Consider the following 22,513-nt stretch of genomic DNA (forward strand, 5'->3'; position numbering starts at 1 on the left):
TATAAAGATTAAGAAATATAAGCTTTAAATGATGTCTGAGCTTAAGCTTCATCTTCATCCTTTCTCAAGTGAAGTGAACACTTACTTTCACGTTGGTTTCTCTGACGGGTACGATTGTACTAAATCCTTACAGTGGCTGCGCTTTCAACTGAGCAATCACCACAAGGAGGTCAGCGCTTGTCTTGGGTAAGGGATGCATTAGCACTTTTTTTATAAGGGGGAATATCGAATGGCTCAAAATTATGATGTTGTCATCTTAGGCGGTGGTACAGGTGGCTATGTAGCTGCAATTCGCGCAGCACAACTAGGCTTGAAAACAGCCATTGTTGAACGAGAGCGACTTGGAGGAACATGCTTGCATAAAGGTTGTATCCCTAGTAAAGCGTTACTTCGAAGTGCCGAAGTGTACCGTATGGCCAATAAAACAGCGAGTGAATTTGGTGTAGACATTGAAGGAGTTACATTGCAATTCGATAAGGTACAGGCCAGAAAGCAAGCCGTTGTTGAGCAATTAAGTCAAGGTGTGAATACACTGATGAAAAAAGGCAAAATCGATGTGTATGAAGGAACAGGACGAATTTTGGGTCCGTCTATTTTTTCTCCAATGCCAGGTACCATTTCGGTTGAAATGAACAATGGCGAAGAAAATGAAATGCTTGTACCGACAAATGTTGTTATCGCAACGGGGTCTAAACCTAGAGGTATGGCAGGTCTAACTGTTGACGGAAATTACGTTATGAACTCTGATCATGCGTTGCAAATGGAGAATTTACCAAGGTCGTTACTAATTGTTGGTGGCGGAGTTATCGGTATAGAGTGGGCATCCATGCTTTGTGATTTTGGCGTTTATGTAACGGTTATAGAATACGGCCCATCAATTTTACCTGCGGAAGATGCAGATATCGTCAAAGAAGTAACGAAACAACTTGAAAAAAGAGGCGTCCGCATAGTGACGAACGCTAAGTTAGATACAGCAACCTTTAAAATTGAAAATGATAACGTTTTCATTTCAGCTGCACTTAATGACAAGGAAGAATTATTTGAGGCAGATAAATTATTACTTTGTGTAGGACGTGAAGCAAATACGCAAGGTATCGGTTTAGAAAATACAGAAATTGAAATTGAAAATGGCTTTATCCAAGTACGAAATACTTATCAAACCAAAGAATCACATATGTATGCTATAGGAGATGTTATCGGTGGCTTGCAATTGGCGCATGTAGCTTCTCATGAAGGATTGTCTGCAATTGAACACATTGCCACAGGGACAACAGAAGCACTTGATGTACTGAAGGTACCAAAATGTGTTTATTCCTATCCTGAAGTTGCAAGCATTGGCTTAACAGAAAGTGCTGCACGCGAGCAGGACTATGCCATAAAAGTCGGTAAGTTCCCATTTAAAGCAATCGGTAAGGCACTTGTTAATGGGGAAACGGATGGCTTTGTGAAAATTGTTGCTGATGAGCAGACAAATGATATTTTGGGTATTCATATGGTAGGACCGCACGTGACAGATTTAATAGGAGAGGCTTCTCTTGCTAAGTTACTTGACGCTACGCCGTGGGAAATTAGTCAGGCTATCCATCCACATCCATCACTGAATGAGGTGTTGGTGGAGTCCGCGTTAGCAGTCGATGATCGGGCGCTTCACTTTTAAATGATTAGCTGAAAGCGCATTTTATGTGGGGATTTAAAGCGCTATAGAATTTTTTTAATACGAGAGGGGTGTTCGTATGCAAGATGTTCAAATAAAACATGAAGATTTGGGTTTATCAAATGAAGATGTACTTGCTATGTTCGAAACAATGTTAATGGCTAGAAGACTGGATGAACGTATGTGGCTGTTAAATCGTTCAGGAAAAATTCCATTTGTTATCTCTTGTCAGGGACAGGAGGCAGCACAAGTAGGGGCAGCCTTTGCCTTGAATAAGGAGAAAGATTATATTGCACCTTATTATCGAGATATGGGCGTTGTGTTACATTTTGGTATGACACCAAAAGAGTTAATGTTATCCGCTTTTGCTAAGGCTGAGGATCCAAATTCAGGTGGTCGCCAAATGCCTGGACATTTTGGACAAAAGAAAAATCGTATTTTGACGGGTTCCTCACCAGTTACAACGCAAGTTCCACATGCAGTGGGGGTAGCGCTTGCTGGACGTTTACAAAACGAGGACTTCGTTTCCTTTGTTACCTTAGGTGAAGGATCGTCTAACCAAGGGGACTTCCATGAAGGGGCGAACTTCGCAGGTGTGCATAAACTGCCAGTAATTATTATGGTAGAAAATAATCAATACGCAATCTCAGTACCAGTAGAGCGCCAGTTAGGCTGTGCTAAAGTATCTGATCGTGGCATTGGCTATGGCATGCCAGGTGTAACTGTTGACGGTAAATGTCCATTGCAAGTATATAAAGTTATTAAAGAGGCAGCAGATCGTGCACGTAGTGGTGGTGGTCCAAGTTTAATAGAAACAGTGACTTTCCGATTAACAGCGCACTCTTCGGATGATGATGATCGTCAATATCGAACAGCTGAAGATATTGCAGAAGGAAAGGCCAAGGACCCTATTGTATTATTTGAAAAGTACTTACAAGATGTTGGTGTTATGACAGAAACGCTTCGTGCTGAAATAGAAGACCGTGTCATGGCAGAGGTGAATGAAGCGACAGATTATGCGGAAGCAGCACCTTATGCCAAGCCGGAGGAAGCACTGAAATACGTATATGCACCAGTGGACGGAGGTGACGTGTAATGGCAGTAATGTCTTATATTGATGCGATTACATTAGCGATGAAGGAAGAGATGGAACGCGATGACCGTGTTTTCATTTTAGGAGAAGACGTTGGTCGTAAAGGCGGCGTTTTCAAAGCAACAACTGGTCTTTACGAACAATTTGGTGAGTATCGTGTACTTGATACTCCGCTTGCGGAAAGTGCAATTGCAGGAGTTGGCATTGGTGCAGCCATGTATGGCATGCGCCCAATCGCTGAAATGCAGTTTGCAGACTTCATCATGCCGGCTGTTAACCAAATCGTATCGGAGGCAGCCAAAATCCGTTATCGCTCGAACAACGACTGGACTTGTCCAATTGTAGTACGTGCACCATTTGGTGGTGGGATTCATGGAGCGCTCTATCATTCACAATCAGTAGAATCTCTTTTTGCAGGTACACCAGGTTTAAAGATTGTCATTCCATCAACACCTTATGATGCCAAGGGCTTGTTAAAAGCAGCAATTCGCGACGAAGATCCTGTTTTATTTTTCGAGCATAAGCGTGCGTATCGACTGATAAAAGGTGAGGTCCCATTAGATGACTATACACTCCCAATCGGTAAAGCCGATGTTAAGCGTGAAGGTGACGATGTTACTGTTATTACGTATGGGCTAGCTGTTCATTTTGCTCTACAAGCGGCAGAAAGATTAGCGGCAGATGGTATTTCTGCACATATTCTTGATTTACGTACAGTCTATCCACTAGATAAAGAAGCAATCATTGAAGCAGCGAGTAAAACAGGTAAAGTATTACTTGTCACTGAGGATAATAAAGAGGGAAGCATTATGAGTGAGGTTGCGGCGATTATTGCAGAGCATTGCTTGTTTGACCTTGATGCGCCAATCCAACGATTAGCAGGACCTGATGTACCTGCGATGCCATATGCACCAACAATGGAAAAGTTTTTCATGATCAATCCTGAAAAAGTAGAAAAAGCGATGCGGGAGCTAGCCGCTTTTTAACCATTCAGTTGCAGTCTTCCACCACTATAGATGGTGATAATAATACTAAATAGTTATTCACTATGCAGTGTGTGTAAGGGACGGCGCTTACTGAAAAAGTTAAAGCTTTCGGCGGATGTCACGAATTTTGCATTGCATATGCACAATTCAAAATTCGGACTCAATTATGCCGAGGCGTAATTGATGGGAGGAATAGATGATGGCGATTCAAAATATTACAATGCCACAGCTTGGTGAAAGTGTGACAGAGGGTACGATTGAAAAATGGCTCGTACAACCAGGCGATAAGGTGAAAAAATATGATTCATTAGCAGAAGTTGCAACTGATAAAGTAAATGCAGAAATCCCATCTTCCTTTGAAGGGGTCATTACAGAGCTACTAGCAGAGGAAGGGCAAACTTTACCTGTTGGAGCGGTTGTTTGTTCGATTGAAATAGCGGGTGACAGTGAGTTACCGCCTCCACCTCCAGCGAAAAAATCAGCAGTAAGCACGGCGATTTTAAATGCAGGTGTACAAAAAAAACAAGAGTCGCCTAAAGTAACAACAGCAACTATAACTGCTGAAAAGCCAGTGAAACGTGATAAAGTTCGCTACTCACCAGCCGTACTCCGACTTGCACAGGAACATGATATTGCGCTTGAGCTTGTTACAGGGACTGGTGATGGCGGACGTATCACAAGGAAAGACCTTCAACAATTGATTGAGGCTGGCAATGTGCCAACGACAGAGGTAACGTCTTCTGAGCCAGTAATTGCCACTGCTGTTGCTCAGCCAATAATATCAACTTCAGTACCTCAGGAAAAAGCAGCTATACCACAGGCTATTCAAGCAGGTGATATTGAAATTCCTGTAACAAAGATACGCCGTGCCATTGCAAATAACATGGTGCGTAGTGCACAAGAAGTGCCACATGCATGGATGATGATGGAAGTGGATGTTACAGATTTAGTTGCTTACCGAGACAGCATGAAGACAGAATTTAAACAAAAAGAAGGCTTTAATCTTACGTACTTTGCTTTCTTTGTCAAAGCTGTTGCACAGGCCTTAAAGGAATTCCCTATGATGAATTCCATGTGGGCAGATGACAAAATCATTCAAAAGCATGATATTAATATTTCCATAGCAGTTGCTACAGATGATGCATTATTCGTCCCTGTTATAAAACACGCTGACGAAAAATCAATTAAAGGTATTGCACGAGATATTCATGAACTTGCTTCGAAAGTTCGTGCAGGAAAACTAACTATGGATGATAGTAAAGGTGGCACATTTACGGTTAATAATACGGGTGCTTTCGGTTCTGTACAGTCAATGGGCATCATTAATTATCCGCAGGCAGCCATCCTGCAAGTGGAAAGTATTGTTAAAAAACCAGTAGTCTTACCAGGTGGTATGTTTGCAGCACGTGATATTGTGAATTTATGTTTATCTTTAGACCATCGGGTTTTAGATGGATTAGTTTGTGGTAAATTCCTAAATAGAGTAAAAGAAATACTCGAAAATACAAATTTATCCTCGACGTCAGTCTACTGACGACTTATCGGAAACCTGTTGTATAACGGTTTCCGATTTTTTAATGCTTTTCGAGTCGCAATTTGTCATGTAGAATAACAAATAGAAACTACTAAGGGGGGAAGCTGATTAAGCGTCCGCATGTCAAACAACATGAAAAATATAGAATTTGAAAAGCCGTCTTATTCAGAATGGCAAGATGCAGCAATCAAAGCTTTAAAAGGGAAACCATTCGAGTCTCTTTTAACGAAAACAAGTGAAGGTATTACATTAGATCCTCTTTACACACAAGAAAGTTTAGTAGCAAAACTTGGTGATGAACTTGATAAACAGGTTGCTACAATCCGTTCCCTACAAGATAGTCAAGTTTTTCGTGTGGCACAGCAAGTTTATGCTGACACAAGCGGAGCATTCTTTGCACAACTTGATGATAGCTTAGCTCGTGGTAATGAAATCGTCACAGTTGATAGCCATGTTAGTTTTGAATGGACTGAAGAAATAGTGGCACAATTAGCAACTTATTTCTCAGAATATTCGTTTAAAATTACGGTAAAAAGCGCAAAAGACCCATTATTAGCAGTATTCGACAAAATTGCAGCTGACAAACGTGAAGCTGTAAAAGGTTTCATCGTGTCTCAAAGCCCAATCGTTCTTGCGGACTTCCCTAATATACGCACATATTCGGCAAACACAGTGATTTATCACAATGAAGGTGCCAATGCCGTGCAGGAATTGGCGTATGCGCTTGCAACTGCGGCAAAATATGCAGAGCAAGGAGAAAGCTTTGAAGCATTCGCGAAGAAATTTTATGTTTCATTTGCAGTGGATACACAATTCTTTACTGAAATCGCAAAACTCCGTGCTTTTAAAGTACTTTGGAAAGCGTTCTCATCTGCGTATGGCATAGAAAAAAATGTAAAAATTCCAACGGTAGCAGAAACTTCACTTCGTAGTTTCTCTAAATTAGATGTTTATGTAAACCTACTGCGTGCTGCAAATGAAGCGCTTTCTGGATTAATTGGCGGTGCGGACGTCTTTACAGTTCACCCACACGATGCGTTAACGAAACCGACAGAACAATCTGTTCGTATTGCTCGTAACGTATCATTAGTATTAAAAGAAGAAACAAATGTATTAAAGATAACAGACCCTGCTGGTGGTTCGTACTTCATTGAATCGTTGACAGCAGACTTTGTGAAAGAAGCCTGGGCATTATTCCTAGAAATCGAAGCGGCTGGCGGCATTGACGCATACACAGCATCCGGTAAATTAGCAGAAGAGCTCGAAAAATCTTATCAAGCACGTATTAAAGCAGCACAAACTCGTAAGCAATCATTAATTGGTACGAATATTTATGCGAATCCTGCAGACGTATTTGATCCTGAAACAAATCCACTATTTGCAGAAATTAAACGTATTGCTATACCTTTCGAGCAATTACGCGCTGACATGACTGCTGCTAATGTAAAAACAGGCATTTTAGCTTTAGGCTCACTGAAAAGTTCGAAACCGCGTGCAGATTTCGTTTCTGGTTTCTTAAATACAGTAGGTTTAGTACCGCAAAAAAGCGAGCCTGTTACAACAGCGGAGGAGGCTTTAGCTTGGTTACATGCAACGGAGGCTAAATACGTTGTTATTGCAGCAAATGACGACAATACAAAGGAATTAGTACCAGCAATTTTAGCTGGTAAACCAGCTAATGTGATTGTGGACGTTGCAGGTAAATTTAAAGACGAAGAAGAAGCTTGGTTAGCAAATGGCTTAAACGGCTTTATTTTCGCAGGACAAAACATCATTGAAAAATTAAATTCAGTGTTTGTTAGCATGAAGGAGGTCCAACGATGAGCAAGCCAAATTTTAGTGCAGTTGAAATCGGAAAAGTATTAACAGTTGAAGCACCAGAGGCGTCTGAAGAAAAATTCATGACCAACGAAGGTATTGAAATTAAAGATATTTATACAAAAGAAGATATCAAAGATGCAAAACACTTAAATGACGTTGCAGGGATTGCACCAAATACACGTGGCCCATACCCTACTATGTATGTAGCTCGTCCTTGGACAGTACGTCAATACGCTGGTTTCTCAACTGCTGAGGAATCAAATGCGTTCTATAAACGAAATCTTGCTATGGGTCAAAAAGGTCTTTCCGTTGCCTTCGACCTCGCTACCCACCGTGGCTATGATTCTGACCACCCGCGTGTAACAGGTGACGTTGGTAAAGCAGGCGTAGCGATTGACTCTGTGGAAGATATGAAAATCTTATTCGACCAAATTCCTTTAGATCAAATGTCAGTTTCAATGACAATGAATGGTGCTGTTTTACCAGTGCTAGCATTCTATATCGTTGCGGCTGAAGAGCAAGGCGTTACACCCGAGCAACTGGCTGGCACAATTCAAAACGACATTTTAAAAGAATATATGGTGCGTAACACATATATTTACCCACCAGCAATGTCGATAAAAATTATTGCAGACATTTTTGAATATACAGCGAAATTCATGCCTAAATTCAACTCGATTTCTATTTCTGGTTACCATATTCAAGAAGCTGGCGCAACGAATGACATCGAGCTTGCCTATACACTTGCAGATGGTCTTGAGTATGTTCGTACAGGGCTAAAAGCAGGAATTGATATCGATGCCTTTGCGCCACGCTTATCGTTCTTCTGGGCAATTGGCATGAACTATTACATGGAAGTAGCAAAAATGCGTGCTGCTCGTCGTATTTGGGCGCAAATGATGTCAACGTTCAATCCGAAAAATCCTAAAACATTAGCATTACGTACACATTCACAAACATCGGGTTGGTCTTTAACAGAACAAGATCCATTCAATAACGTGACACGTACATTAATTGAAGCGAATGCGTCGTCAATGGGGCATACACAATCACTTCATACAAACGCACTTGATGAAGCCATTGCTTTACCAACAGACTTCTCTGCACGTATTGCACGTAATACACAGCTATTCTTACAAGAGGAAACTGCTATGACAAAAATAATCGATCCATGGGGTGGTTCATACTACGTTGAGAAATTAACAGATGAAATCACACAATCTGCGTGGGCGTTAATCGAAGAGATTGAAGAGCTTGGCGGCATGGCGAAAGCGATTGAAACAGGTCTTCCAAAAATGAAAGTTGAAGAAGCTGCGGCAAAACGCCAAGCAAAAATCGACTCTAAATCAGAAACAATTGTGGGTGTAAATAAATATCGTTTAGACAAAGAAGAGCCTATCGATATTCTTGACATTGACAATACACTTGTTCGTCAAAAGCAAATTGAGCAATTAGATGCGATGAAGGCCTCTCGTGATGAAGCAGAAGTGCAAAAACATTTAGCTCGTCTAACAAAAGCTGCACAAGATGGTGAAGAGAACTTACTAGCTGTAGCTGTTGACGCAGCACGTGCACGCGCATCGCTAGGTGAAATTTCAGATGCTATTGAGGTTGTATCAGGTCGTCATAAAGCGATTATCCGTTCTATCTCTGGCGTATATTCTGCTAACTTCTCTGACGAAGAGCAAATTACTGAAGTGAAAAATATGACAGACGAATTCCTTGAAAATGAAGGTCGTCGCCCACGTATTCTAGTCGCAAAAATGGGCCAAGATGGCCATGACCGCGGCGCGAAAGTTATCGCAACAGGCTATGCTGACCTAGGATTTGATGTAGATATTTCACCGTTATTCATGACGCCAGAGGAAACTGCACAAATGGCAGTTGAAAATGACGTGCATTGCATTGGCGTGTCCTCTTTAGCAGCAGGTCATAAAACATTGGTACCAGCACTGGTTGCTGAATTGACAAAGTTAGGACGCGAGGACATTATCATTATCGTTGGGGGCGTTATTCCAGCACAAGATTATGAATTCCTTTATGAAGCCGGCGCAGTGGCAATCTTTGGCCCAGGTACAGTTATTCCTGTATCGGCCATCAAAATTATCGAGGAAATCTACAAACGTTTAGGTTATGAGGAAGTGTCTAAATAATGGACAAAAACAATGGGACGCAGGACAGTGCACTATTTGTCATGGGTGGCGTAGAGGCATCTCACGACGGTATGCAATACGGTGTACCGAAAAAATTCCGCAAGAAAAAAGTAGAGAAAATCGACATACAGGAGCTTGCGCGTGAAGTACGTGCAGGCTCTCGTACGCAATTGTCGAGAGCGATTACGCTTATTGAAAGCTCAAATGCAGCCCACAAAGTACAGGCGCAAGAGTTATTACAAGAGCTTCTTGCACATACAGGAAACAGTGTCCGAATTGGTATTACGGGTGTACCTGGTGCAGGAAAAAGTTCGTTCATTGAAGCTTTCGGAACGATGCTATGTGAGATGGGGAAAAAGGTAGCGGTCCTAGCAATAGACCCGAGTTCCTCATTATCAGGGGGCAGTATTCTAGGAGATAAGACGCGTATGGAAGAGCTTGTGAAAAAGCCAAATGCGTTCGTTCGTCCATCACCGTCTGCAGGTACCCTTGGGGGTGTTCATAAAAAGACGCGTGAAACAATGCTTGTCTGCGAGGCAGCAGGCTATGATGTGATTTTAATTGAGACGGTTGGTGTTGGGCAAAGTGAAACGTATGTCCGTGGTATGGTTGACTTCTTCTTACTGTTAGTGTTGACAGGTGCAGGAGATGAGCTGCAAGGCATGAAAAAGGGCATTATGGAATTAGCGGACGCCATTGTTGTGCATAAAGCTGACGGCGATAATGTCCGTCTTGCGAAAAAGACTGTATCCGAGTACAAACAAATTTTGCATTTCCTTCAGCCAGCAACACCAGGTTGGATGTCTACAGCGATGCCAGTTAGTTCGTGGGAAAAACGAGGGCTCGACAAAGTGTGGGATACAATTGGCCAATTTAGAGAGTCTGTTGAAGCAAATCATTACTGGTCCATCAGGCGCCAAAATCAAACAAAAGAATGGTTTCAATCAATGATTACTGACCATTTAATTGATGCATTTTATGGTGATGCGGATCGTAAAGCCCAGGTACAACTTTTGGAGCATCAAATTCTAAATGGACAATTGACGGTAACACAAGGTGTGGATCGTTTGTTTAGCGATGAGCAGTCACAGAAATAATATGTTCTTTTATATGAGCATGTAGGTGCACAAATTCGTCACTAACTGCTATGATAGGAGATGTATTAGCGCAGAAAATCTAAAGTGTCAAAACAGAGGGTGGCGCGAACTTGAAAGGAGCTTTCGCTTTATGAATATGGATTACGATTTATTTATGCAAGAAATTTTAAAAACAGCACGTGCTGAAATTGAGGCTGCAGGTTATGAGCAGCTACGCACACCAGAAGCTGTTGAAGAGGCGTTTGCTCGTCCGGGGACAACGTTAGTAATGGTGAACTCAGTTTGTGGATGTGCAGGAGGCATTGCACGTCCAGCAGCAACACAATGTGTGCATTACGATAAACGTCCAGACCATCTGGTAACTGTCTTTGCAGGTCAAGATAAAGATGCGACGGCAGCAGCTCGTTATCACTTCGGTGAGGACCACTTACCTTCATCTCCATCATTTATTTTGCTAAAAGATGGACAAGTAGTAGCAGAAGTGGGACGCTATGAAATCGAAGGGCATGACCCAATGTCAGTTGTGACAAACTTGCAAGCAAACTTCGAAGAATACTGCGAAGAACTATAAGATTCATATGACTATGACTAGGGTGCCTCGTGCACTTTAGTCATATTCCTTTATGAATTTTTGTAATATTGGCTAAATAATCGTCTTATTCAGACAAATTTAGAAAGATAAGCAGAACTTCTAATGAAGAAAACTTCGTTATGAATGCTGCAAGATGGGAGGCAGTCGACTTGAAAAAGTTTTCAATCGGCTATCGTACATTAAAAACAGCAGCCGGGGCAGCAATGGCTATTGCCATTGCCCAGTACTTTGAATTAGCTTCTTATGCATCAGCTGGTATTCTAACGATATTATGTGTGCAGCCCACTAAGAAAAAATCTCTTCACGCTGCCTATACACGCTTTATTGCAAGTATTATCGCCATGCTCTATGCATTTTTGAGCTTTGAATTATTTACGTATCATCCGCTAACGTTAGCAGGCATGCTTGTGCTGTTTATACCAACAATAGTGTCTTTAAAAGTAGCAGATGGCTTTGTCTCTAGTGCGGTTATCATTATGCATATCTATGCAGCTGGAGGTTTTTCATTATCGCTCGTTTATAATGAGCTGGCTTTAATGGCGATTGGTTACGGGACAGGTATTGCGATTAATATGTATATGCCAGATATTCAAAAAGAATTAAATTATTATCGAGTGAAAATTGAGGAGCTTTACAGTAAGATTTTTTTAGAAATTGCCGAGTATTTAAGAGAAGGCGATACATTGTGGGACGGGCAAGAATTAATTCAAGCGGTCAAAACGTTGAATCGTGCAAAGTCATTAGCCTTTAAAGATGTTGAAAATCATTTCACGAGGCGAGAAAATGACTATTATGTATATTTTGATATGCGCGAACAACAGCTCGAAATAATCGAACGAGTGCTACCAAAAATAACGGCACTTCCTGTTATAGTACAAGAGGCTGCAATTGTGGCAGATTTTTTGCAGGACTTAGGAGAGCATGTTCATTCAGGTAATACGGCAGGTCATTTTAGGGAGAAATTGGAGCATGTGAAACGGGATTTCTCTCAATTACCATTGCCTATAAATCATGAGGAATTTTTAGCACAGGCAGCTCTCTATCAATTAATCGAAGAAATGGATCGTTATTTAGAAATAAAGCAGTCATTTAAAGGACTGAAGGTAAAGAAAGAGCGCCCACAGTAGTGTGGACGCTTAGCATTCCTTTAGACTAGCATTGATAAACCGAATGCAAGAGATGAAATTAACATGATAACTACCATTGCATAGACAACGATTTTTTGAAATTTTTTATTACTCATATGCTCGTTCGCTCCTTCTTTTCTTATAAATAGTTTAGCAAATCTGAAAAATTTCTCAAGTAGTAGAGTTTTGACAAAAAAGTCTGTAAAATAGAGTATGTACCATAACAGAAGGAGATGTCACCATGGAGAAAGTAGACCATATTGGGATTGCAGTGCGCAATCTTGATGAACGCATTACATATTATACAGAAATTTTAGGATTAAAGTTACTGAAAGTTGAAGAAGTTGAATCTCAACAGGTTCGCGTTGCATTCATCGACGCTGGCAACGTGAAAATGGAGTTGTTAGAACCAATGAGTGAGAAAAGTGCAATTCATGGATTCATTGAAAAACGTGGAGAAGGTATTCACCATGTTGCATTCGGTGTAACAGGAATTCGTGAGCGTATGGCAGAACTTCGTGAAAAAGGTGTGCGTCTTTTATCAGATGAGCCAGGCCCAGGTGCTGGTGGTGCAGAGGTTGCTTTTATGCATCCTAAATCATCTTTTGGTGTGTTGTATGAACTATGCGATAAAAGTGGAAAAGGGGATAAGTGATCTATATGGATATGTTCGACAAAATTAATGACTTGTACGATCGTAAGACGGTAATTGAACTTGGTGGTGGCTATGAGCGCATCGAAAAGCAACACGAAAAAGGAAAGTTAACGGCTCGTGAACGTATTGACTTATTACTAGACGAAGGTACATTTTTCGAGATTAACCCATTCATTACACATCGTACAGTAGACTTCGGTATGGACAAAATGGAAGGCCCTGGAGACGGTGTCGTAACTGGTTTCGGTAAAATTAACGGACGTCCAGTATACTTATTCTCTCAAGATTTCACTGTATTCGGTGGAGCACTTGGTGAAATGCACGCGAAAAAAATGGCAACAGTAATGGATCTTGCTGCGAAAAACGGTACGCCATTTATTGGGATTAACGATTCAGGTGGCGCACGTATTCAAGAGGGTGTACTTTCACTTGATGGGTACGGTCATATTTTCTACCGTAATGCAATCTACTCTGGTGTAATTCCACAAATCTCAGTTATTATGGGTCCATGTGCAGGTGGTGCTGTGTATTCTCCCGCAATCACAGACTTTATCCTAATGGTAGATAAAACATCTCAAATGTTCATTACTGGACCAAAAGTTATTGAAACGGTAACAGGTGAAAAAATCTCTGCTGAAGACCTTGGTGGTTCAAAAGTAAATAATGCAATCAGTGGTAATGCTCATTTCCGTGCTCCTTCTGAAGAGGCGGCTGTTGATCAAATTAAACAATTACTAAGCTATTTACCGCAAAACAATAAAGAGAAAGCACCTCGTCAAGCGAAGCCAGAAGGTGAGGACTACCGTCCAGAAATCGTTGATACTGTGCCGATTGAAACAACTCGTCCATACGATGTGCGTAAAGTAGTAGAACAAGTAGTGGACGAAGGTTCATTCATGGAAGTTCACTCTGAATTTGCGAAAAACGTTGTTGTTGGTTTTGCACGTATTGCAGGTGAATCGGTGGGTCTTGTTTGTAACCAACCAAAAGTTTTAGCTGGTGGTCTTGATATCGACTCTTCAGACAAAGCAGCTCGTTTCATCCGTACTTGTGATGCATACAATGTACCAATCATTACATTTGAAGACGTTTCTGGCTTCTTCCCGGGCGTTAAACAAGAACATGGTGGTATCATCCGACATGGTGCAAAAATCCTTTATGCATACTCAGAAGCAACTGTTCCGAAAATTACAGTGATTCTGCGTAAAGCATACGGTGGTGCGTATGTTGCGCTTAACTCTAAATCGATTGGTGCTGACCTTGTATTCTCATGGCCAAACGCTGAGATCGCTGTTATGGGTGCAGCAGGTGCAGCAAACATCATCTTCGCACGTGAAATCGCAAAATCCGATGATCCAGAAGCGACACGTGCAGCAAAAATCGAAGAATACAAAGAAAAATTTGCAAACCCTTACGTTGCAGCATCTCGTGGTATGGTAGACGATGTTATCGATCCTCGTGATACACGTATCAAGTTAATACAAGGATTAGATATGTTAGCCAATAAACACGAAACACGTCCAGACAAAAAACACGGAAATATTCCGCTATAAGTATAGACAAGCCCAGTAGCCTTTTGGTTACTGGGTTTTTCTTGGCAAGGACATGCTGTAAAGATTGTTCCATATGCTCCTATCAGTAGATGATTAGGTAGTTGGTTGCGATAAAAGTGAAGCAGACAAGAAAAAAATGTCGTAAAATGACAGATTATTGAAACATTTTTTGCGTTTATTCGTACAACTATATAAGGGGAGTTGAGATGAATGGAATGGCAACAATTACAAAAAGAGCAAGAAATGCTTCATGCGCAGTTGAGAAATGCTAGCAGGTTAAGTGAACAAAAACTTTTAATTGAAGGGCAAATTGACCATGCACAACAGGAAATATACAATCACTCGACAGCACTCAATCATATTCGTAAAAGACTCGATAAGTTAGAAGGATTTTCGTTTATGAATATGATCCGCACATGGACAGGACAACGTGATGAGCTACGTGCAGAAAAAATTGATAAAGCAGCCATCCTAGAGTTAAAAATAAAAGAAGCAACAAATATGCAACGGGACTTGACGCAAGATCTAGGGCAGGTGAATGTAAAGTTGGCTCAAATCAATGAACAACAACTGCATGCAGCCTTATCACAATTAAATGCAAAAAAGAAAGGCTATCTCCAATTACATGCTCCTGAAAAAGCGCAGAGATTAGAACAATTAGCAAATGAAGAAATGTTAACTAAGCAGCTCATGCTAGAAATAAAAGAAGCTGAAGAAGCAGGAGACGCAGCACTTACTAAGCTTGGACAAGCAGCAGCTTCTTTGCACTCAGCAAGTGGTTATTCGACATGGGATACGTTTTTTGGTGGAGGTCTCATTGCTACACATTTAAAGCATGATTCCCTCGATAAAACCGAAAGCTATCTTCATAATGCCCAAATTGCATTACAGCGTTTTCAAAATGAATTATTAGACGTACAAGATATGTCTACTAAATCTCTACACGTTGAGACGGATGGTTTGGTTAAATTTGCGGATTATTTCTTCGATGATATTTTTTCAGCTTGGTCTGTGCATTCAAAAATATCGACAGCAGGAGAGCAGGTATCTCGTGTACAGGATGATGTACATAATACGATGTGGCGATTGCAGGATAAACATCATAAAGCAGTTGAATATTTAGCAGCATTACAAGAAGAGAAGTCAATTATATTACAACGATAAAGTTAGCTATGGAAAGGGTTACACGCCCCTGTTCACAGGAGCATTTATCTGTTCTTCCCCATAATAGGGAAGATATCTCATGTGAATGATTTCAACTACACAGTGGTTGTGCTAAAATAATACTTATACTATGACGTGGAAAAACACGTAAACTAAGGGAGTCTTACAATATGACAAGTCGTTTAGTAGAAGAGTTTTTTGAACTCGTACAAATCGATTCAGAAACAAAGCATGAACAGGTGATTGCACCGATTTTAATCGACAAATTAACTGCACTTGGCTTTACAGTAGAGCAAGATGATGCACATACACGTAATGGACATGGTGCAGGGAATTTAATCGCTACTTTAAAAGGTACATTAGAGGTAGAACCAATCTATTTCACTTGTCATATGGATACAGTCGTACCAGGGAAAGGCATTAAACCATCCATTCGTGAAGATGGCTATATTGTTTCTGATGGTACAACAATTTTAGGTGCCGATGATAAAGCTGGTCTTGCGGCATTATTTGAAATGGTAAAGCGCTTAAAAGAGCAAAATATTGCACATGGGGATATTGAATTTATCATTACCGCAGGCGAAGAGAGTGGATTAGTGGGAGCAAAAGAATTAGATCCTGCAAAAATAAAAGCAAAGTATGGCTTTGCAGTGGATAGTGATGGCAAGGTTGGCGGTATCGTAACGGCAGCTCCCTTCCAAGCAAAAATTTTCGCAAAGATAATTGGTAAAACAGCTCATGCAGGCGTTGCGCCAGAAAAAGGGATATCAGCAATTACTGTTGCTTCAAAGTGTATAGCACAAATGAAGCTTGGTCGTTTAGACGAAGAAACAACGGCAAATATTGGGCGCTTTGAGGGTGGTCAGGCAACGAATATTGTCTGTGATGAAGTGACGATTTTAGCCGAAGCACGGTCAATTGATCAGGCAAAATTAGATACTCAAACAAATCACATGAAAGAAACTTTTGAGCAAATTGCAGCTTCAATGGGAGCGCGTGCTGAAGTAGAAGTGAAGCTTATGTACCCTGGCTTCCGTGTAACAGAATCTGATAAAGTTGTTCAAGTAGCAATGGCTGCAGCACGTAATATTGATCGTACACCATTGCTTGGTATTTCTGGTGGTGGTTCAGATGCCAATGTCATTGCAGGATTTGGTATTCCTACGGTGAATTTATCTGTTGGCTATGAAGATATTCATACGACAAATGAAAAAATCCCAGTAGAGGAATTAGAGAAATTAGCAGATTTGCTTGTCGAAGTAGTCAAAGAGACAGCGAAAAAATAACACAAAATTGAAGGAAGTGACCGTATGGAAAGTGTAAAGGCAGTGGTTTTTGCTTGTGGAACAGAGGAATATGCAGTGCCAGTTGAACAAGCGATATCCATTGAAAAATTAGAGCATATTACGCCGATTCCTCATTTGCCCAATTATTTACTTGGCTTTACAAGAATCCGTGGAGAACTTGTACCTGTGCTAGATTTTGAGCGTATATTATACAATCGTTCTTCAAATTCACCAACGGCACGTGTCATCGTATTAAATACAGATGTCGTGAACTATGGTTTACTCGTAACAGAGGCTCGTGAAATTCTTGATTTAGAAGAGTCGGTATTAAAGCAGATGGGGCTTGTCAATTATTCAAAAACACGTTACTTTACTGCTGTGGCTAACCTTGAAAATCGTATGATCACATACGTGGACCCTAAAATACTTGTTAACTCATTGGATGGTATCCGTGAAATTATTAATTATTTACACAAAATGCTTGAAAATGAAGAAGAAAACGTAGAGGCCTGAGTCTCTATGTTTTTTCAATTTTATTTTTCCTGGGTGAGCGAGTTTTTTCTCAACCTGAAAATGACATAGTCAATACAACCCATAGTAAATAAAGCAATCGTTGTAGGTTTTAAAACAGGTCCTCTAGTGACAGGCAACGTTTTATCCTCGTTGAAGAGGGGAAAGCCCTTATGAATAAAGAAATACACAGTACTTCCTAAGAGGGGAGGTACTGTATTTTTTTTCCTGTTAATGCCTTTGTCAATATTGAAGAGCCCCTCCAGTCATCTAGTTGGAGGGGCTCTTCGTTTCATTAAGAAAGTCTACCGCTATAATCTTCAAACTTAAATTCACGAATGACTTTAACGCCTTCTTCATCATTATAAGAAACGATAGAAGGAAGGTTCACACCATTAAACATATGGGTTTTCACCATAGAGTAATGTGCCATATCTGTGAAAACAAGACGATCGCCTGGTTGTAATGGTTCTTCAAATGAATAATCACCAATTACATCACCTGCAAGGCATGTAAGCCCTCCTAAGCGATAGGTATAAGCAAGTTCATTTGGCTGACCTGCACCAATAATAACTGGGCGGTAAGGCATTTCTAGTACATCTGGCATATGACATGTTGCAGATGTATCTAAAATTGCTAGGTCCATACCGTTTTTCTGAATATCTAGAACCGTTGCCACTAAGTAGCCTGTGTTTAATGCTACTGCTTCACCAGGTTCTAAATAAACAAGCAGGTCATACTTATCTTGAATGTAATTAATAATGTCTACAAGCTTATCGATATCGTAATCTTCGCGTGTAATATGGTGACCGCCACCGAAGTTTAACCATTTCATTTGGTGTAGAACATCGCCAAATTTCTCTTCGACTACTTTAATAATACGTTCTAACGTATCAGAGTTTTGCTCACACATCGCATGGAAGTGTAAGCCGTCGATACCGTCAAGTTGTGTCTTGTCGAAATTAGCTAATGTTGTACCAAGCCGTGAGTTTGTATAACAAGGGTCATAAAGCGCCGTTTCAATTTCAGAGTACTCAGGATTAACACGAATACCACAATCGATTGATTTACCAGCCGCTTTTACCTTGTTCTTGAACTGTGCCCATTGGTTGAATGAGTTAAAAACGATGTGATCGACATAGCCAAGCAGCTCGTCCATTTCATGCTCTACATAAGCAGGTGCGTAGACGTGAACTTCCTTGCCCATTTTTTCATAGCCAAGACGCGCTTCGTATAGGGAACTTGACGTAATGCCTGCTAGGTATTCACCAACTAAAGGGAATGTCGAATGCATCGAAAATCCTTTTAGGGCAAGCAATATACGACAGCCTGTGCGTTCTTGAATCGATTTTAAAAGCTCAAGATTTTTGGTTAATAATCGTTCATCCACAACGTAAGAAGGGGATGGAACTTTTGTGAAATCGATTGGTTTCATCGGCTTAATTCCTTTGCATCTAAATCAAGGGCAAGTAATTCTGGGTTGTGGCTTTCTTGCCATGGTAGACCCCATTTATTTAGTGCATCCATGAATGGATCTGGATTGAAATCTTCTACGTTCCACACACCTGGTTTGCGCCATTGACCGTTCATGACAAGCATTGCACCAATCATTGCTGGTACACCAGTTGTGTATGAAATCGCTTGTGAACCAACCTCGTTGTAACAAGCTTCGTGATCGCATACATTATACACGTAGTAAGTTTTCTCTTTGCCATCTTTTAGTCCACGGATGATACAACCGATATTTGTTTTTCCTTTAGTGCGTGGTCCAAGTGATGCAGGATCCGGTAATATTGCTTTAAGGAAGTGAATTGGTTGAATCATTTGTCCTTCAAATTCGATTGGCTCAATCGATGTCATGCCAACGTTCTCTAATACTTTTAAGTGTGTTAAGTATTTTTCAGAGAATGTCATCCAGAAGCGAATTTGCTTTAAACCTTTAATGTTTTTCGCAAGTGATTCTAATTCTTCATGGTATAACAGGTAAATATCTTTTGGACCGATTTCTGGTAAGTTATACACTTCTTTTTTCTCAAGTGGCGCTGTTTCAATCCACTCGCCATCTTTCCAGTAACGACCATTTGCCGTAATTTCGCGAATATTGATTTCTGGATTGAAGTTTGTTGCGAAATGATAACCGTGATCACCAGCATTGGCATCGACAATATCAATGTAGTGAATTTCGTCAAATTCATGTTTTTGTGCATGAGCAGTGAAAACGCCCGTTACACCTGGGTCAAAACCGCTACCAAGTAATGCTGTTAAACCAGCTTTCTCGAACTTTTCTTTGTAAGCCCATTGCCATTTATATTCAAATTTTGCCGTTTCAGGTGGCTCGTAGTTTGCAGTATCCACATAGTGCACACCTGTCGCTAAGCAAGCATCCATAATCGTTAAGTCTTGATAAGGTAGTGCAACGTTAATCACAACGTCTGGTCCAAAGGCTTTAATAAGCTCAATAACCTCGTCTGTATTATCGGCATCTACCTGTGCAGTATGAATCTTTGTTTTTCCGCCGTCTAGTTTCTCTTTTAGAGCGTCACATTTTGAAACAGTTCTACTTGCGATACAAATTTCCTCAAATACGTCCGAATTTTGAACACACTTGTGTACCACAACACTGGCTACTCCGCCAGCTCCTATAATCAATGCTTTACCCAATTGTCTACCCCCAAGTTCATATAAAGTATTGTCAAACAAGCTGATTATACAGAAAATTGATATACTACTCAATCATTGTTTTTTAATTTTCCACAAAAAATTTTATTTTTCTACAATCATCAGCCATTTTCAGCGGTGAATACTCCGAAAATAGAAAGAAATTGCGTAAAAAAGGACAGAGAATATTTAAAAGTTTTTTTCGTCTATTTTGTGTCTAGAGAACATGAAAACGATTTTGCTACAACCGCATAAGAATGTTGTGATATTTTTAAAGATAGCTAATTGGTGGAGATATTGCGGCGATTGCTATTTGAGCAAAAGGGGAGAAAGCTATTATCATCTTACTAGTTTAACAATTGATAAAGATTGTAGCATTGGCATTTACTACAATCTTTACTCATTTCCTCTATTTGAAAAAACGGTTTGATACATGTGGTTTCTCATTCCCCCATAAATAAAAAATAAAAATTAGTAGCGTACTTAAATATCCCATCACGAGGCCGTAGGTGCTGAGGGCGACCTGTACTTGGCTTTGTATGGCATAAATAAAAATGGCTCCAAGTGTTAATAAATTTCCCATAATAAGAGTCAAAAAATGAAAACGGCTATTCATAGCAAGCCCCCCTAAAATGTATTAATGCCTCTCAGATAAAGTAAATATACTTCAATTATCTCATAATTCCGAAAAACAACCAAGGTATTTGCGAAAGTTTAAGTTTAAAAGATGCTTTTTAAATACATGTTATTATAGTATGATGATTGATAAAGTCGAATTTTCATAGATTTTTACAAGAAAGGGGAGAGTATGAATCGTGAATTTACGAAATTCATTAACTTTTCAACTAGGGACGATTATTGCAGGCATCCTTGTGGTGATGCTAGGTATTACTTCGGTTGCTACATACATAACAGCTTACAACAAATTATATGATGCTGCTGGCGTCGAGGCATATGGTTGTGCCAATATTACGACAGGATTAATAGGTTCAGCAGAAATTGAAAAAGCACTTACTGGGGATAAACAAGCAATGGAACGCATCGGCAATGATTTAAATTGGACAACCAATCATAAAGATATATTTCAAACCCAGTACATTTTAACATTAGATGGGACAATACTTGCTCTTGATGAGCACTTAGCGAATAAAGGATTTGCGCCAGGAGATGATTTTTATATCGATGAAGATGCGATTGCAATGCTACTGGACATGAAGCACCCAACTTATTCTGAAGCGTATTCATTTGGTGGGATGAACCGTCTGTCTGGTTATGCTCCCATTTTTAAGGATCATGATCCTAGTAAAGAAATTATTGCCATTAGTGTTATCGATTTTGATGCCAATATCGTGAAAGAACGAACGTGGGATGTTGTACGCAATGGTATTTTAATAAGCATCATTCCCATGCTATTAGCTTCAATCATTACAGGCTTCTTAATCCGTCGAAAAGTAAGACCGATTAGCCTTTTAATTGAACAGGCGAAACAAATTGCGGATGGCAACTTAGCTGTAAAGGGGACGGATGTTAAAAGTCATGATGAGGTAGGCGATTTAGCCAATACTTTAAATCGTATGACAAAGAGTTTACAAAATATGATTGTAACAATGCGGTCCACATCGGATGCATTAACCGCCAATGCAGTTGAAACGTCTAATACACTTAACGGCATGACCGATACTGTTCAAATTGTTGCGAATAATATTGGTGAGGTATCGACGGCGGTGACAGAAGGTATGCATCATGCAGAAAATGCTACAGGAGCACTTACGTCATTAGCAGATGATTTACAAAATATGAAAGTGAAGGCTGATTATAGCGTTGAAATTTCAAATGACACGATGAAAATTGCAAGCGAGGGCGAGCAACGTGCAAAAGACATAAATAATGATATGGCGTTAATTCGTCAAGGTTCTGATGAAGTCAGTCATACAGTTCAAAATTTAGTAGTATCCGCAACAAAGGTCCAAGATATTACGAATACAATTGCTGGCATCGCTACACAAACAAACCTTTTAGCACTAAATGCATCTATAGAAGCGGCAAGAGCCGGTGAACATGGTAAAGGCTTTGCAGTTGTTGCAGAGGAAGTACGCAAACTTGCCGAACAATCAAATCAAGAAGTATTAGAAGTGGACAAGCTTGTCCAAGACATTATGGAACGTATTCAGCATGTTATATCTTCCACAAACGACAATACGACATATATAGAAAAAGGTACTGACACTGTAAGTTTAACAGTACAGTCGTTAAGTGAGATTTCAACAGCAGTTGCAGAAACAGTAGAGCAAATCACAGGTATTTCTAATGTATTGACTCTCGAAACAGAGAAGTCCGATCATGTCGTACAAATGATTCAACAGTTAACAGAGGCTATACGCGAAATAGAAGAGACGATGAATAATATTAAAGCAGCTGCGCAACAAACAACGGCAAGTATTGACGAAGTGACAAATGGATCCTATGAAACAAGTCAACTGGCAAAAGAACTGAATAAATATGTAGAGGCGTTTAAATTGAAAGACTAGTAATCATTGTTTGGCAGTGGCTTTTACGATAATAGCTACTTTTCTTTCTAAAGATGGTAAACTACCTATAAGACTTTTTCTTTGGTGAAGGTGAGGAATTTA

General features: G+C 40.2%; 19 protein-coding genes. 15 read left to right on the plus strand and 4 right to left on the minus strand.

All coding sequences use genetic code 11. The annotated features are described in order from the left end of the window. The first annotated feature begins 229 nt into the window (after window positions 1–229). The 9 genes from lpdA to ACOMCU_RS09445 all read left to right on the plus strand — a co-directional run bounded on the left by lpdA (window position 230) and on the right by ACOMCU_RS09445 (window position 12,057). On the plus strand, window positions 230–1,657 hold the full coding sequence (gene lpdA, locus ACOMCU_RS09405) for a dihydrolipoyl dehydrogenase (RefSeq protein WP_421050022.1): 1,428 nt from the start codon (window positions 230–232) through the stop codon (window positions 1,655–1,657). Window positions 1,658–1,733: 76 nt separating this feature from the next. Next, window positions 1,734–2,750 carry a thiamine pyrophosphate-dependent dehydrogenase E1 component subunit alpha gene (locus tag ACOMCU_RS09410; RefSeq protein WP_010859730.1) on the plus strand — a complete coding sequence of 339 codons (1,017 nt, stop codon included), beginning with the start codon at window positions 1,734–1,736 and terminating at the stop codon, window positions 2,748–2,750. Beyond that, window positions 2,750–3,733, plus strand: a complete 984-nt coding sequence (locus ACOMCU_RS09415; RefSeq protein WP_010859729.1) for an alpha-ketoacid dehydrogenase subunit beta — start codon at window positions 2,750–2,752, stop codon at window positions 3,731–3,733. The genes ACOMCU_RS09410 and ACOMCU_RS09415 overlap by 1 nt, the downstream gene beginning before the upstream one ends. A 199-nt stretch (window positions 3,734–3,932) precedes the next feature. Beyond that, complete coding sequence (locus ACOMCU_RS09420; protein ID WP_421050023.1) at window positions 3,933–5,267, plus strand: dihydrolipoamide acetyltransferase family protein; 1,335 nt, start codon at window positions 3,933–3,935, stop codon at window positions 5,265–5,267. Window positions 5,268–5,399: 132 nt separating this feature from the next. Then, window positions 5,400–7,091, plus strand: coding sequence for a methylmalonyl-CoA mutase family protein (locus ACOMCU_RS09425; protein ID WP_421050024.1), 1,692 nt, complete (start codon window positions 5,400–5,402; stop codon window positions 7,089–7,091). Continuing rightward, the gene (gene scpA, locus ACOMCU_RS09430) at window positions 7,088–9,241 is read left to right on the plus strand and encodes a methylmalonyl-CoA mutase (protein WP_421050025.1); all 2,154 of its coding nucleotides are present in this window, start codon (window positions 7,088–7,090) and stop codon (window positions 9,239–9,241) included. Before ACOMCU_RS09425 ends, scpA begins: the two co-directional genes overlap by 4 nt. After that, complete coding sequence (gene meaB / locus ACOMCU_RS09435) at window positions 9,241–10,338, plus strand: methylmalonyl Co-A mutase-associated GTPase MeaB (RefSeq protein ID WP_010859725.1); 1,098 nt, start codon at window positions 9,241–9,243, stop codon at window positions 10,336–10,338. Before scpA ends, meaB begins: the two co-directional genes overlap by 1 nt. 130 nt (window positions 10,339–10,468) lie before the next feature. Further along, window positions 10,469–10,909, plus strand: a complete 441-nt coding sequence (locus tag ACOMCU_RS09440; protein WP_010859724.1) for a BrxA/BrxB family bacilliredoxin — start codon at window positions 10,469–10,471, stop codon at window positions 10,907–10,909. Window positions 10,910–11,049: 140 nt separating this feature from the next. Next, complete coding sequence (locus ACOMCU_RS09445; protein WP_080647670.1) at window positions 11,050–12,057, plus strand: aromatic acid exporter family protein; 1,008 nt, start codon at window positions 11,050–11,052, stop codon at window positions 12,055–12,057. Window positions 12,058–12,077: 20 nt separating this feature from the next. On the opposite strand, the gene prli42 is transcribed toward ACOMCU_RS09445, so the two are convergent. Then, entirely contained in the window at window positions 12,078–12,173 is a 96-nt protein-coding gene (prli42, locus tag ACOMCU_RS09450) for a stressosome-associated protein Prli42 (protein WP_155242458.1), read from the minus strand. Between the two features lie 125 nt (window positions 12,174–12,298). Between prli42 and mce the strand changes: the two genes are divergently transcribed. The 5 genes from mce (at window position 12,299) to ACOMCU_RS09475 (ending at window position 17,228) form a co-directional block, all read left to right on the plus strand. Then, window positions 12,299–12,712, plus strand: coding sequence for a methylmalonyl-CoA epimerase (gene mce, locus ACOMCU_RS09455; RefSeq protein WP_010859722.1), 414 nt, complete (start codon window positions 12,299–12,301; stop codon window positions 12,710–12,712). A gap of 5 nt (window positions 12,713–12,717) precedes the next feature. After that, the gene (locus tag ACOMCU_RS09460; protein WP_421050026.1) at window positions 12,718–14,265 is read left to right on the plus strand and encodes an acyl-CoA carboxylase subunit beta; all 1,548 of its coding nucleotides are present in this window, start codon (window positions 12,718–12,720) and stop codon (window positions 14,263–14,265) included. 210 nt (window positions 14,266–14,475) lie between these two features. Beyond that, window positions 14,476–15,429, plus strand: a complete 954-nt coding sequence (locus ACOMCU_RS09465; protein ID WP_010859720.1) for a hypothetical protein — start codon at window positions 14,476–14,478, stop codon at window positions 15,427–15,429. A gap of 170 nt (window positions 15,430–15,599) precedes the next feature. Then, entirely contained in the window at window positions 15,600–16,715 is a 1,116-nt protein-coding gene (locus tag ACOMCU_RS09470) for a M20/M25/M40 family metallo-hydrolase (protein WP_010859719.1), read from the plus strand. Between the two features lie 24 nt (window positions 16,716–16,739). After that, complete coding sequence (locus ACOMCU_RS09475; RefSeq protein WP_010859718.1) at window positions 16,740–17,228, plus strand: chemotaxis protein CheW; 489 nt, start codon at window positions 16,740–16,742, stop codon at window positions 17,226–17,228. 292 nt (window positions 17,229–17,520) lie between these two features. On the opposite strand, the gene nspC is transcribed toward ACOMCU_RS09475, so the two are convergent. From nspC to ACOMCU_RS09490, 3 genes are all read right to left on the minus strand, one after another. Beyond that, a complete protein-coding gene (gene nspC, locus ACOMCU_RS09480; protein WP_010859717.1) occupies window positions 17,521–18,660 on the minus strand; it encodes a carboxynorspermidine decarboxylase in 1,140 nt (379 codons plus the stop codon). Beyond that, window positions 18,657–19,886 carry a saccharopine dehydrogenase family protein gene (locus ACOMCU_RS09485; protein WP_010859716.1) on the minus strand — a complete coding sequence of 410 codons (1,230 nt, stop codon included), beginning with the start codon at window positions 19,884–19,886 and terminating at the stop codon, window positions 18,657–18,659. The genes nspC and ACOMCU_RS09485 overlap by 4 nt, the downstream gene beginning before the upstream one ends. A 406-nt stretch (window positions 19,887–20,292) precedes the next feature. Next, a complete protein-coding gene (locus ACOMCU_RS09490; RefSeq protein WP_010859715.1) occupies window positions 20,293–20,499 on the minus strand; it encodes a hypothetical protein in 207 nt (68 codons plus the stop codon). Between the two features lie 199 nt (window positions 20,500–20,698). Between ACOMCU_RS09490 and ACOMCU_RS09495 the strand changes: the two genes are divergently transcribed. Beyond that, entirely contained in the window at window positions 20,699–22,411 is a 1,713-nt protein-coding gene (locus ACOMCU_RS09495) for a methyl-accepting chemotaxis protein (protein ID WP_421050027.1), read from the plus strand. The last annotated feature ends 102 nt before the right edge of the window (window positions 22,412–22,513 follow it).

This window comes from Lysinibacillus sp. UGB7 (genome assembly GCF_049058285.1).
GTDB lineage: Bacteria > Bacillota > Bacilli > Bacillales_A > Planococcaceae > Lysinibacillus > Lysinibacillus sphaericus_B.